The 12,304-nt window shown below is 69.1% G+C and carries 12 protein-coding genes; 9 read left to right on the top strand and 3 right to left on the bottom strand.

All coding sequences use genetic code 11. The features are described 5' to 3' along the window. Positions 1–25 precede the first annotated feature (25 nt). The 9 genes from FB547_RS13275 to FB547_RS13235 all read left to right on the top strand — a co-directional run bounded on the left by FB547_RS13275 (position 26) and on the right by FB547_RS13235 (position 8,223). The gene (locus tag FB547_RS13275) at positions 26–859 is read left to right on the top strand and encodes an ABC transporter ATP-binding protein (RefSeq protein ID WP_145742893.1); all 834 of its coding nucleotides are present in this window, start codon (positions 26–28) and stop codon (positions 857–859) included. Beyond that, on the top strand, positions 856–1,236 hold the full coding sequence (hpxZ, locus tag FB547_RS13270; RefSeq protein ID WP_145742891.1) for an oxalurate catabolism protein HpxZ: 381 nt from the start codon (positions 856–858) through the stop codon (positions 1,234–1,236). The genes FB547_RS13275 and hpxZ overlap by 4 nt, the downstream gene beginning before the upstream one ends. A 48-nt stretch (positions 1,237–1,284) precedes the next feature. Continuing rightward, positions 1,285–2,403, top strand: a complete 1,119-nt coding sequence (locus tag FB547_RS13265; protein ID WP_145742889.1) for a BMP family ABC transporter substrate-binding protein — start codon at positions 1,285–1,287, stop codon at positions 2,401–2,403. Between the two features lie 25 nt (positions 2,404–2,428). Next, positions 2,429–3,490, top strand: a complete 1,062-nt coding sequence (locus FB547_RS13260; protein WP_145742887.1) for an ABC transporter permease — start codon at positions 2,429–2,431, stop codon at positions 3,488–3,490. Further along, the gene (locus FB547_RS13255; protein ID WP_145742885.1) at positions 3,487–4,410 is read left to right on the top strand and encodes an ABC transporter permease; all 924 of its coding nucleotides are present in this window, start codon (positions 3,487–3,489) and stop codon (positions 4,408–4,410) included. Before FB547_RS13260 ends, FB547_RS13255 begins: the two co-directional genes overlap by 4 nt. Before the next feature lie 5 nt (positions 4,411–4,415). After that, the gene (locus FB547_RS13250) at positions 4,416–5,120 is read left to right on the top strand and encodes a cysteine hydrolase family protein (RefSeq protein WP_145742883.1); all 705 of its coding nucleotides are present in this window, start codon (positions 4,416–4,418) and stop codon (positions 5,118–5,120) included. Between the two features lie 7 nt (positions 5,121–5,127). Continuing rightward, positions 5,128–6,723, top strand: coding sequence for an ABC transporter ATP-binding protein (locus FB547_RS13245; RefSeq protein WP_145742881.1), 1,596 nt, complete (start codon positions 5,128–5,130; stop codon positions 6,721–6,723). Positions 6,724–6,790: 67 nt separating this feature from the next. Continuing rightward, complete coding sequence (locus tag FB547_RS13240; protein WP_145742880.1) at positions 6,791–7,462, top strand: cysteine hydrolase family protein; 672 nt, start codon at positions 6,791–6,793, stop codon at positions 7,460–7,462. Then, on the top strand, positions 7,459–8,223 hold the full coding sequence (locus tag FB547_RS13235) for a GntR family transcriptional regulator (RefSeq protein WP_145742878.1): 765 nt from the start codon (positions 7,459–7,461) through the stop codon (positions 8,221–8,223). Before FB547_RS13240 ends, FB547_RS13235 begins: the two co-directional genes overlap by 4 nt. 26 nt (positions 8,224–8,249) lie before the next feature. On the opposite strand, the gene FB547_RS13230 is transcribed toward FB547_RS13235, so the two are convergent. From FB547_RS13230 to FB547_RS13220, 3 genes are read right to left on the bottom strand one after another with little or no spacing between them, the layout of a single operon-like run. Further along, on the bottom strand, positions 8,250–10,235 hold the full coding sequence (locus FB547_RS13230; protein ID WP_145742876.1) for a DUF4034 domain-containing protein: 1,986 nt from the start codon (positions 10,233–10,235) through the stop codon (positions 8,250–8,252). Positions 10,236–10,270: 35 nt separating this feature from the next. Further along, positions 10,271–11,056: a DUF1266 domain-containing protein gene (locus FB547_RS13225; protein ID WP_145742874.1), complete on the bottom strand. Its 786-nt coding sequence runs from the start codon at positions 11,054–11,056 to the stop codon at positions 10,271–10,273. After that, positions 11,050–12,294 carry a hypothetical protein gene (locus tag FB547_RS13220; protein WP_145742873.1) on the bottom strand — a complete coding sequence of 415 codons (1,245 nt, stop codon included), beginning with the start codon at positions 12,292–12,294 and terminating at the stop codon, positions 11,050–11,052. Before FB547_RS13220 ends, FB547_RS13225 begins: the two co-directional genes overlap by 7 nt. Between the last annotated feature and the right edge of the window lie 10 nt (positions 12,295–12,304).

Raw genomic sequence — 12,304 nt, 5'->3', positions numbered from 1 at the left:
CACAAACCGGAACAGGAACGCAACCATGCGAGCTTCAACTGAAACCGTGTTGAACGGCCCCGTGTATGCCGACGTGCCCAGGCCCGTCTTCAAGCCCGGCCCGGCCGGCACGCACATCACCATCCGCGGCCTCACCAAGTACTTCGCGGGCTGGCCGCTGTACGAGAACTTCGACCTCGACATTCCCAAGCACCGGATCGTCTCGGTGTTCGGGCCCAACGGCTGCGGCAAGTCCACGCTCATCAACATGATCGCGGGGCTCGTTCCCATCGATGCGGGCGAGATCCTGTTCGACGGAAAGCAGCGCAAGGACACCAAGATCGGCTACGTGTTCCAGAACTACCGCGAGGCGATGTTCCCGTGGATGCGCACCATCGACAACATCGCCTACCCGCTGAAGCTCGAAGGGCGCAGCAAGGCCGAGGTCGACCGCCGCATGGAAGAGTTGGTGGCGTCGTTCGACGTGAAGTTCGATCTCAAGCGGTTTCCGTACGAGCTTTCGGGCGGCCAGCAGCAGACCGCATCGATCATGCGCGCGCTCGCGCCCAAGCCCGAGGTGCTGTTTCTCGACGAGCCCTTTTCGGCGCTCGACTTCGAGATGACGCTCTTCATCCGCGAGAAGCTGCAGGAGGTGTTCATGCAGACCGGCACCACCATGCTGCTGGTCTCGCACGACCTCGAAGAGGCCGTGTACCTTGCCGACGAGGTGCTGCTGCTGACCAAGCGGCCCACCCGGGTGGCTGAGATCCTGCGCTATGGCGACGCGCGCCCGCGCACGGTCGAGACGCTGAGCACCGAGAGCTTCGTCGCAACCAAGAAGCTCAGCCTCGACATCTTCCAGCGCGAGGTCCGCCGGTGACGCCCGAGATCAACATCCCCGAGGTGCTTGCCGAAGTGACGGCCGTGTTCGCGCGCTACGAGGAAGCGCTCATGGCCAACCAGCCCGCAGTGCTCGACGCGCTGTTCTGGAACAGCCCGCACACGCTGCGCTACGGCTTCTCCGAGAACCACTACGGCCATGCCGCCATCAGCGCCTTCCGCGCATCGCTGCGGGTGCAGAGCCCGCCGCGCGAGCTGCTGCGCACGGTCATCACCACCTATGGCCGCGACTTTGCCACGGCCAACTGCGAGTTCCGGCGCGAAGGCGCCACCGCTATCGGCCGGCAAAGCCAGACCTGGCTGCGCACGGCCGACGGCTGGCGCGTGGTCGCCGCCCACGTGAGCCTGCCGGGCTGAGCGCGGGGCACATTTTTTGCACTCCCTTCAACCTCTGGAAAGAACGCCATGACAAGCCAAATCAATCGCCGCGATTCCCTCAAGTCCCTGGCCGCGCTGGGCGCCGCCGGCACCCTCGGAGGCTGGAGCGCCCTTGCGAGTGCGCAGGCCAAGCCGCTGACCGTCGGCGTGATCTACGTCGGCGCGCGCGACGACTATGGCTACAATCAGGCGCACGCCATGGCAGCCGCAGAAATCAAGAAGCTGCCCGGCATCAAGGTGGTCGAGGAAGAGAACGTGCCCGAGACCGCCGCCGTGCAGAAGACCATGGCCGGCATGATCTCGCAGGACGGTGCCAAGCTCCTGTTCCCCACCTCGTTCGGCTACTTCGATCCGCACATCCTGGCCATGGCGCCCAAAAATCCCGACGTGCGCTTCTCGCACTGCGGCGGCCTCTGGACCGAGGGCAAGCACCCGAAGAACGCGGGCAGCTTCTTCGGCTACATCGACGAGTGCCAGTTCCTGAACGGCGTGATCGCCGCGCACATGACGAAGAGCAACAAGATCGCCTTCGTCGCCGCCAAGCCGATCCCGCAGGTGCTGCGCAACATCAACGCCTTCACGCTGGGTGCGCGCTCGGTCAAGCCCGGCATCACCTGCAGCGTGATCTTCACCGGCGACTGGTCGATGGCCGTGAAGGAGGCCGAAGCCACCAACAGCCTGGCCGACCAGGGCTGCGATGTCTTCACCATGCACGTCGACGGCCCCAAGGTGGTGGTGGAGACGGCGGCCAAGCGCGGCAAGATGGTCTGCGGCTACCACGCGAGCCAGGCCAAACTCGCGCCCAACGCGTACCTCACCGGTGCCGAATGGAACTGGCTCACGGCCTACAAGACCGCCATCGAGGCCGCGCAGGCCGGCAAGCCGCATCCGAACTTCCTGCGCGGCGGCCTGAAGGAAGGCTACGTGAAGATGTCGGCCTACGGCCCGATGGTGCCCGACGCCGCGAAGAAGCAGGCCGACGAGATCAAGGCGAAGATGATCGCGGGCAGCTTCGACATCTTCAAGGACGGCATCAAGGACAACAAGGGCGCGGTCGTGGTGCCGGCCGGCAAGGTGCTCAAGCAGACCGACCTGGAGCTCGAAAAGATGAACTACCTGGTCGAAGGCGTGATCGGCCAGGCCTGATCGCAGCAGCACAGGCCCGCACGCCATGCGCCAAGCGCTCAAGGAATTCGCGCTGCCGGTGTTCGCCATTGCGGCGGCGCTGCTGCTGTTCGGCGTGCTCGCGGCCTTTGCGGGCGTCGATCCGGTGGAGGTCTGGGCGACGCTCTTCAAGGGCGCGTTCGGCGACTGGTTCTCCTGGCAGAACACCCTGCAGCGCGCCGCGCCGCTGATGCTCACCGCGCTGTGCGTGGCGCTGCCGGCGCGCGCGGGGCTGATCGTCATCGGCGCAGAGGGCGCGCTGGTGCTCGGTGGCCTGGCCTCTGCCGCGCTCGCGCATGCGGTGCCGCTGCCGGGCAATGCCGCGGGCACGGTGGTGGTCTGCCTCGCGGGCGCATTGGCCGGCGCGCTGTGGATCGCCCTTGCGGGCTGGCTGCGCCAGTACCGCGGCATCAACGAAACCATCAGCAGCCTGCTGCTGGCCTACATCGCCGTCGGCATCTTCAAGCACCTGGTCGAAGGGCCGCTGCGCGATCCGGCGAGTCTCAACAAGCCATCGACCCATGCGCTCGCCGACGGGCTGCTGATCGGCGGCATCGGCGGCTCGGACGTGCACTGGGGCTTCGTGATCGGCGTGGTCGCCTGCCTGGCGCTCGGGTGGTGGCTGCGCGCCACCGCCTCGGGCTTCTCGGTACGCGTGGTGGGCGGCAATCCGCGCACCGCGCAGCTCGTGGGGCTGCCGGCGACGCGGCTCATCCTCGGGGCCTGCGGGCTCGGCGGCGCCTGCGCGGGGCTCGCGGGCGCGGTCGAGGTGGCGGCGGTGCATACCAACGCCAATGCCTCGCTGATCGCGGGCTACGGCTATGCGGGCATCCTGGTGTCGTTCATCGCGCGGCACAACCCGGTGGCCATCGTGCCGGTGGCGATCCTGTTTGGCGGCTTCGGTGCGGCGGGCAGCCTGTTGCAGCGGCGGCTCGGGCTGCCCGATGCCTCGGTGCTGGTGCTGCAGGGCATGGCCTTTGTGCTGATCCTTGCGAGCGAGGGGTTGCGCATGGTCGACTGGAACGCCCTGCGCGCGCGCGTTCCGCGCGGCGCGGGGGCGGTGCGATGACCGCGGACCAGTGGATCGCGCTCGCCGCCGGCATCGTCGGCGGTGCGCTGCGCGTGGGCGCGCCGTTTCTCTTCGTGAGCCTCGGTGAATGCCTCACCGAGAAGTCGGGCCGCATCAACCTCGGGCTCGAAGGCGTGCTGGTGCTCTCGGCCATGGCCGCCTTCGGCGGTGCGTACCTCACCGATTCCGCCTGGCTGGGCGTGCTGATCGGCGCGGTGGCGGGGGCGGCGCTCGCGCTGCTGCATGGCCTCCTGTGCTCGCTCGACCGCGTGAACGATGTGGCGACCGGCATCGCGCTGATGCTGCTCGGCACGGGGCTCGCGTTCTATCTTGGCAAGCCGCTGATCCAGCCGCAGGCGCCGCAGATCCCCGCGATACCGCTGGGCTTCTGGAGCGACAACACGGTGGTGCGTTCGGCGTTGCAGCTCAATGCGCTGGTGCCTGTCGGCGTGGCATTGGCGGTGCTGCTCTGGTGGGGCTTTGCGCGCACGCGGGCCGGCCTGCTGGTGCGCATGGCCGGCGACTCGGCGCAGGCGACGCGCGCGCTCGGCTACTCCGTCTCGGGCCTGCGCATTGCGGCGACCACGGCCGGCGGTTTCATCGCCGGGCTCGGCGGCGCATCGCTCACGCTGTTCTATCCGGGCAGCTGGAACGAGGGCATCTCCAGCGGCCAGGGCCTGATCGCAGTGGCGCTCGTGATCTTCGCGCGCTGGAGCCCGCTGCGCTGCGTGGGTGCGGCGCTGCTCTTCGGCGGGGCGGGGGCCATCGGGCCGGCGCTGCAATCCATCGGCATCGGCTGGGGCTATCACCTGTTCAACACCGTGCCTTACGTGCTCACGCTGATGATCCTGGTGCTGACCTGCAGACCCGGCACGGCAGCTGCCGGCGCGCCGGGCGAACTTTCATCGACAAGGAGCTGAATCCCATGGCGAACACCCCATCTTCCCGCCACGTGGCTGCCGAGCCCTATGCCTGGCCCTACAACGGCGCGCTGCGGCCCGGCAACACCGCGCTCATCGTGATCGACATGCAGACCGACTTCTGCGGCAAGGGCGGCTACGTCGACGTGATGGGCTACGACCTCTCGCTGGTGCAGGCGCCGATCCAGCCGATCGCGCGCACGCTCTCGGCGCTGCGGCCGCTGGGCTTTCACGTCATCCATACGCGCGAAGGCCACCGGCCCGACCTGGCGGACCTGCCGGCCAACAAGCGCTGGCGCTCGCGCCAGATCGGCGCCAACGGCGTGGGCATCGGCGACGACGGGCCGTGCGGGCGCATCCTGGTGCGCGGCGAGCCGGGCTGGGAGATCATTCCCGAACTCGCGCCGCTGCCGGGCGAGGTGGTGATCGACAAGCCCGGCAAGGGCTCGTTCTATGCCACCGACCTGGAGCTGATCCTGCGCACGCGCGGCATCGAGAACCTGATCCTCGCGGGCATCACCACCGACGTGTGCGTGCACACCACGATGCGCGACGCCAACGACCGCGGCTTCGAATGCCTGCTGCTGTCGGACTGCACGGCCGCCACCGACCATGGCAACCATCTGGCGGCGCTGAAGATGATCACCATGCAGGGCGGCGTGTTCGGCGCGCACGCCACATCGCAGGCGCTGCTGTCTGCACTGGACTGACGAACGCATGGCCGCCACGCCCCATGCCATCGGCGCGCTGCCTGCGGGCAGCGGCGCGCTCGCGCTCGACACCTACGAACTGACCAAGCGCTTCGGCGCCTTCACCGCGATGGACCGTGTGACGATGCGCGTCGAGCCCGGCACGGTGCATGCGCTGCTGGGCGAGAACGGCGCGGGCAAGAGCACGCTGGTGAAATGCGTGGCGGGCTTCCAGCGTGCGGAAGAGGGCAGCATCCTGATCGACGGGCGCGAGCAGGACATTGCCAACCCCATCGTGGCGCGCGCACTCGGCATCGGCATGGTCTACCAGCACTTCACGCTGGCGCCGGGCATGACGGTGGCCGAGAACCTGCTGCTCGCGGGCGGCAAGACGCCGGCGCTGATCGACTGGAAGGCGAAGCGCGCGGAGCTCAAGGAATTTCTTGCGACCACGCCCTTCAGCCTCGACCTCGACGTGCGGCCATCTGAACTCGCGGCGGGCGAGAAGCAGAAGCTCGAACTGCTCAAGCAGCTGTATCTGAAGCCGCGCCTGCTGATCCTCGACGAGCCGACCTCGGTGCTCACGCCGCAGGAGGCCGACGAGGTGCTGGGCCACGTGCGCGAATTCGCGAAGAGCGGCCTGTGCACCGTGCTTGTCATCACGCACAAGTTCCGCGAGGTGATGGCCTATGCCGACAGCGTGACGGTGCTGCGCCGCGGCAAGGCGGTGCACCACTGCCGCGTGGCGGACACGAACCCGGCGCAGCTGGCGCAGGCGATGATGGGCGGCGAGGGTGCTTCGGCGCCTGCGCCGGCTTCATCGCCTGTCGCGAGAAAACCGGTGCCCGATGCGGCGCCCGTCGCCTTGCACGTCGAAGGCCTCGAGGCGCAGGGTGATCGCGGCACGCTCGCGCTGCACGGGCTGAGCCTGTCGGTGCGCGCCGGCGAGATCCTCGGCGTGGCGGGCGTCTCGGGCAACGGGCAGCGCGAACTGGTCGAGGCGCTGGTCGGGCAACGCGCGCGGCTGGCCGGCAAGGTGAGCGTGATGGGCCAGCCCTACAGCGCGCGCCGCGCAGAGAACCGCAGCCTCAAGGTCCGCAGCCTGCCCGAGGAGCCGCTGCGCAACGCCTGCGTGGGTGACCTCAGCGTGGCGGAGAACATGGCGCTGCGCGATTTCGACCGGCCGCCGCTGTCGCGCGGCGGCGTGCTGAACTTCCTGTTCTGGCGCAACCGGGCGCGCGAGTGGATTGCCGAATACGGCGTGAAGACGCAGGGCGAGGGCGCACCGATCCGCAGCCTGTCTGGCGGCAACGTGCAGCGCGCGGTGCTGGCGCGCGAACTCGCCGGCGACATCAACGTGCTGATCGCGGCCAACCCCGTGTTCGGCCTCGACTTCGCGGCCGTTGCCGAGATCCACGAGCGCATCGTGCAGGTGCGGGAAAAGGGCGGGGCGGTGCTGCTGATCAGCGAAGACCTTGACGAACTTCTGGAGTTGGCGGACCGCATCGTCGTGATGAGCGAAGGGCGGATTGTTTTCGAGACTTCGGCTGAAGGCGCCGAGCGGCATGTGATCGGGGCACACATGGGTGGCGGGCATCACGAGCCGTTGAAGGCTGCGGCATGAGTGACCTGACTGCTTTTGCTGGGCCGCGCATCGCAGCCCCCCGTCCTGGAAAACAGCGAGAACAACCATGCGCATAGAAACCGCCAACCCATTTCCCTATGACTTCGAACTGAAGAACACCGCGCTGGTCCTCATCGACATGCAGCGCGACTTCATCGAACCCGGAGGCTTTGGCGAAACGTTGGGCAACGACGTGTCGCTGCTCGAAGCCATCGTGCCCGCAACCCAGGCGGCCCTTGTTGCGTGGCGAAAGGCCGGCGGCCTCGTGGTCCATACGCGCGAGGCGCACAAGGCGGACCTCTCCGATTGCCCGCCGGCCAAGCGCAACCGCGGCAACCCGAGCCTGCGCATCGGCGACGAAGGCCCGATGGGCCGCATCCTCGTGGCCGGCGAACCGGGCAACCAGATCATCGACGCACTGGCGCCCGTCGACGGCGAAATCGTCATCGACAAGCCCGGCAAGGGCGCGTTCTACGCCACCGGCCTGAATGAACTGCTGCAGACGCGCGGCATCACGCACCTGCTGTTCGGCGGCGTCACCACCGAGGTCTGCGTGCAGACCAGCATGCGCGAAGCCAACGACCGGGGCTACGACAGCCTGCTGCTCGAAGACTGCACCGAAAGCTACTTTCCGGCCTTCAAGGCGGCCACGCTCGACATGGTTCGCGCCCAGGGCGCGATCGTCGGCTGGACCGCGCCGAGCAGCGCGCTTCTGGCGGCGCTCGGGCAGGGGCAATGACTGCGACTACCATTCCCTACGTGTCTACCGTCCGACCCCGCTCCGCTTCGTCCGCCCCTGCTTCCGACGCCACCGTTTTCCGCACGCGGGCCGACGAGGTCTACGCGCAGCTCAAGCGCGACGTGGCCGATTTCATCCTCGTGCCCGGCGACCGTTTCACCGAGAACGAGATCAGCGACCGGCTCGGCGTCTCGCGCACGCCCGTTCGGCAGGCGCTGTTCCGCCTGCAGCAGGAGGGCTTCGTCGAGGTGCTGTTCCGCAGCGGCTGGCGCGTGCTGCCCTTCGACTTCGACCAGTTCGAGCAGCTCTACGACCTGCGCATGGTGCTCGAGACCACCGCCGTGCACCGCCTCTGCGAAGCCGACCGCCGCGTCGACCGCAGCCTGCTCGACGCGCTGGCCGATATCTGGCTCGTGCCCGCGGCCCAGCGCAGCAGCGACACCGCGCAGGTGGCGCAGTGGGACGAGGCCTTTCACTGCGCGCTCGTGGCCGCCGCAGGCAACGCCGAGATGGCGCGGGTGCACGGCGACGTGACCGACCGCATCCGCATCATCCGCCGGCTCGACTTCACCCAGCAGCCGCGCATCGACGCCACCTACGAGGAGCACGGCAAGATCCTCAAGGCCGTTCGCGCCAACCGCGGCGACCAGGCCGCGATGCTGCTGCGCGCGCACATCGAGACCAGCCAGGCGGAGGTGCGCAAGATCACGCTGCACCAGGTGCACCTGGCGCGGCACGCGGGCAGGGCGGCGCCGCGCTGAAGCGGCCGGCGGCGCGTTCCCGCGCCTCAGACCATCGCGTTGTCGGCGCCCGGGATCTCGTGCGCCTTGATGCCCTTGCGATGCAGCTTGAAGTTGAGCTTGGCGATGAGGCCGTCCTCGTGGTGGATGCGCGTCATGTTCTTCACATAACCGTCGTCGGGCGCCACCGCCTGCGCGCCGAGGATCCAGCGCACGCTCTCGCGGTAGTCGTAGAGCTGCTTGTCGGCGGGGTCGGCCAGCAGGCCGGACAGCGCCGCCATGGCCGCCGGGTGGCCCCGCTGCGCGTGCTCGCGCACAAGGTCCACGTAGCGATGCCGCGCCGGAATCTCGTTCAGGTCGCCGATGAACATCAGCATGCCTTCGAGGCCGTCGGTGTGCCCCATCTCGTGCGCCTTGCGCATCGCCTCCACGGCCTCCTGCATCAGCTGCCCGCGCTCGGCGGGGTCCTTCGCGGCGAGCGAGAGGTTGTAGCAGGCGTAGCCCAGCTTGTAGGCCCCCATGTTGCCGCCGTCCTCGGCGGTCTTGCGGTAGTAGGGAACGGCCTGGCTCAGGTCGGGCGCGACATGCACGCCGTCTTCATGGAACAGTCCGAGCAGGTAGTCGCAGGAGTCTCCGCCCGCCGCCTGGCCCATCGTTGCCAGCGCGAAGGCGTCGGCCTCGCGCCCGCCGTACCGGAGGGCGGACGCCAGCTTGTTCCATGCCAGCGTGCCCGGGGCGCGCGTGCGGGCGAGTTCGAGCCAGGCCTGGCCCGCGGGCTCGTTGGGCACGAATCCCAGCACGCCCTTCAGGCTGCAGTAGCCGTGCAGGATCATCGCGGCCGGGCATTCCCCGGCATTGGCGCTGCGCACGACGGCCTGGCCCAGCCAGGACGGGTCCTGCGGCTCGAGCTGGCAGGCCAGCAGCACCGCGAGGGACATCGCGTGGTCGTCGTCGATGGGCGCGTGGACCTCGGCTTCCTTCAGGCAGGCGAGCGCCTGCGGCCGCTCGTCGCGGCCGTAGTGGCTCTTGGCGATCCAGTACAGCGTTTCCCAGCGGTGATACGGGTGCAGCGCCTCGCCCGCGCGCTGGCGGGTGGCGGCCATCCACTGGCGCACGTCCTCGGGGTCGTCGTCGCCGTCGACCTCGTTCTCCAGGTAGTCGTCGCGCCAGATCTCGTGCCGCAGGCGGTCTTTCTCGACCTCGTCGAGGTGCGCGCAGGCCGGCGATGCGATGAAGGCGCGCACCCGGTCGTGGCTGCCGCCCCAGCGCGGCTGCATGAACCAGATGCACTGGCGCAAGAAGAAGAACAGCCGCGGATGGATCTGCATCGTGGCGTGCATCCAGTACTGCTTGCCGGTCAGCATCTTCTTGCCCTGCATCGGCGACGGCAGCGCCGCGGGCGCGCTGGACGGACAGGCGATGCGTTCGTCCGCCTGCAGGCCGGAGCGCGCGAGCATGGCCAGCAGTTCCTCGCGCGCCTCGGGGGACATGCCGTCGAGCGGCAGGTCGTGCACGAGCGGGGCTTCGGGGCCGCGTCCGCTGCGCACGAGCTCCGTGAGCCAGTCCGGCTCATTGAAGGCCGACACGCTCTGCATCATCAGTGCGGTGGCGTTCCACAGGGTAGGCTCGCGCTCGAGCGCACGCATCGCCGACACGGCCGCATGCGTGGCGCAGGCGTGGGCGCAGGTCCATCCCAGGTCGGTCACCGAACCGGCCCAGCCCGAGCCGCGGTATTCGTAGGCCCAGTGGAACCAGTAGTGCGCCTCGCACAGCCATGCGTGGGCCGATTGCGGGCGCGCGGCCTGCCAGGCGCGCAGCCGCGCCAGGCCTTCGGCACCGGCCCCGGTGCAGCCCAGGAGGTCGGCGGGCAGCGCGGCGTGGTAGCGCTCTTCGGCGGCGCGGTCGTGAAAGCTCGCGGCCAGCGCTTCGTCGAACAGGCGGTCGAGCGCGGCGTGCTCGCCTGCGCGCAGCAGCGCATCGACGTCGCAGATCTTCCATGGCGAGGGAATGGACAGGATCGGGTTCGTGGTCATGGTGTGCAGCGAAAGATCAAGGGGCACCGGCCGTCTCAGGCTGGCAGCGTTTGCGGATCGAAGATGCGGTAGCGTTTCCAGGGCAGCATGAGCCAGCTGCCCTCGACGTTGTGCAGGTGCTCGCGCACCTCCATGGCGGCGCGCGTAGAGGCGGGGCCGTCCTGGGTGCTGATGCGCAGCCAGTGCTCGCGCGCCCGTGCGTAGGCCAGGCCGAAATCCTCCCAGCCGTCGAAGCTGTCCTGCGCGCGCTGGGCGTTGAGGAACAGCACGGGCCACGCCTGCGCCTCGGGCACCCAGCCGAGCAGTGCGATGCAGCGCACCAGGAAGGCGGTGCGCGCGCAGTCGAAGGCCAGCGCATCGCGCACACGGCCCTGGGCCGCAAGCTGCTCGTAGAAGCCATCGTGCGAACGGCCGAGGCCGCCGACCCAGCCGGTGAGCGCGGCCTGCATGCGCGCGGGAATGGCGGCGGCGGGCAGGTCGGCGGGGAAGTTCATTTCCCTCAGCACCTGGCGCGCGAGTTGCTCACTTTTTTCGGCAGGCAGTTCGAGCGCGAGCGTGTCGCCGTTGCACGGCAGGCCATTGCGAATCAGCAGGATGTCCGCGAGCGCAAGGGCCCAGCGGCGCCTGTTGGGCGCCGCGTTGTCGGCTGCGGCGCGGGCGGCGCGCAGTGCCGGGTCTTCCCTGGCGGGGGCGGCAGCGCCCTGGCTGCCGGGAGCGGTGGTTTCGCGGTCCTCGCGCATCAGGCCGGACAGCACGACGGCCACGCGCCACGCGAAGAACAGCAGGCCCAGCCCCACGAGCCACAGCAGCAGCTTCAGCATGGCAGCGCGCCCGGGACGATGGCCGTGAGCGGAATGCCTTCGATCTCGCAGGCGGCGGTCGGCAGGTCGCGCAGCATGGGTGGCAGGGATTTTTCGGGCAGGGTCAGGCGCGCGGCCGCGGCGACGGCCGGATCGACGTACCGCAGCCGGTCCAGTTCGTGGGGCGCAATGCGCAGCAGCAGCCATTGCAGTGCCGCCGGCGGGCGTTCGAAGTGTTCGATCAGGTGGAAGTTGGCACTCATCACGCTGAGCAGGAAGCCGGCGTCGGCCACGTCGGTCACGAATTTCCACTGGCCGGCCGCGGCGCCTCCGGCCGGCGCGGACGCATCGGGCTCGAACACCAGGCCCATGCCTTCGCAATCGGCATGGCGTTCGCCGCGCGGCGGCAGGGTGCGCAGGAACTGAAGCACGTCGTCGGCGTACTTGCGCACCGGGTGGCGGTTCTGCTTGCCCTTGATCTGGTCCACCCGCAGGCCGTCGGCGGCCACGCCGAAGCTGATCGTCACATGCGGCAGGTTGCCCGCGCTGCGCAAGGTGAAAAGACGCAGCCGGCCGTCCTGCGCGGCCTGCGCGTACTGCTCGCCATAGCCGCCGCTGAGCTTCTTCAGGCTCGCGAACTGTCCGAGGCAGTGCTGCATGTGGTAGGACTCGTAGGCCATCTCTTCGCGCAGCGCTGAATGGCTGCCATCGAACTCGAAGAAGGTGCCGTTGGGCGTGCGCAGCACTTCGCGCAGCGCGAGCCCGCTGCTGGGCACCCAGCCCTTGCTGCGCCGCGCCTGCATGCGCTGGTGCTCCCGCTCCCACATCGCCAGGGCCATGAAGCAGGTGATGCGCTGCAGCTTCTGCTCGAGCCGCGTGCCGCGCCGCGCGCGCAGGAACTCCACCAGCACGCGCTCGCGCTCGATCAGCAGCAGATGGTCGGGGTCGAGGTAGTGGCAGGCCGGGGGCTGCGCATCGGCGCGCGGCTGCAATCGCCTGGCCAGCCAGTCGGGCACCGGCTTTGCGGGGCCTGCGGCCGCGAGGTAATCGGCCATCGAGTGCACCGTCAGCACGTGCTCGAAGCTGCCGATGGCCCAGCGAAAGAAATGATTGCGCAGCCAGGCCGCCATGTCGGCGTCGTCGCCGCGCTCGCTGCTGCGGCGTGCGATGGCCGCCTTGACCTCGGGCGCGTTCACGACGTCGCGCGGCAGGTAGGCTGCCGGTGGCGCGGGATCGGCGACGGGCGTGGTCAGCGGCATCGGCCGGCGC

The sequence above is a fragment of the Variovorax beijingensis genome, from assembly GCF_007828835.1.
Taxonomy (GTDB): Bacteria; Pseudomonadota; Gammaproteobacteria; order Burkholderiales; family Burkholderiaceae_C; genus Variovorax; species Variovorax beijingensis_A.
Note: the sequence above shows the minus strand (reverse complement) of the source record. Positions and strands in the feature narration are given on the sequence as shown.

Coding starts and splice junctions, on each gene's coding strand:
- FB547_RS13275 (WP_145742893.1), top strand. CDS start 26: ATGCGAGCTTCAACTGAAACCGTGTTGAACGGCCCCGTGTATGCCGAC.
- FB547_RS13265 (WP_145742889.1), top strand. CDS start 1,285: ATGACAAGCCAAATCAATCGCCGCGATTCCCTCAAGTCCCTGGCCGCG.
- FB547_RS13260 (WP_145742887.1), top strand. CDS start 2,429: ATGCGCCAAGCGCTCAAGGAATTCGCGCTGCCGGTGTTCGCCATTGCG.
- FB547_RS13255 (WP_145742885.1), top strand. CDS start 3,487: ATGACCGCGGACCAGTGGATCGCGCTCGCCGCCGGCATCGTCGGCGGT.
- FB547_RS13250 (WP_145742883.1), top strand. CDS start 4,416: ATGGCGAACACCCCATCTTCCCGCCACGTGGCTGCCGAGCCCTATGCC.
- FB547_RS13245 (WP_145742881.1), top strand. CDS start 5,128: ATGGCCGCCACGCCCCATGCCATCGGCGCGCTGCCTGCGGGCAGCGGC.
- FB547_RS13240 (WP_145742880.1), top strand. CDS start 6,791: ATGCGCATAGAAACCGCCAACCCATTTCCCTATGACTTCGAACTGAAG.
- FB547_RS13235 (WP_145742878.1), top strand. CDS start 7,459: ATGACTGCGACTACCATTCCCTACGTGTCTACCGTCCGACCCCGCTCC.
- FB547_RS13230 (WP_145742876.1), bottom strand. CDS start 10,235: ATGACCACGAACCCGATCCTGTCCATTCCCTCGCCATGGAAGATCTGC.
- FB547_RS13225 (WP_145742874.1), bottom strand. CDS start 11,056: ATGCTGAAGCTGCTGCTGTGGCTCGTGGGGCTGGGCCTGCTGTTCTTC.
- FB547_RS13220 (WP_145742873.1), bottom strand. CDS start 12,294: ATGCCGCTGACCACGCCCGTCGCCGATCCCGCGCCACCGGCAGCCTAC.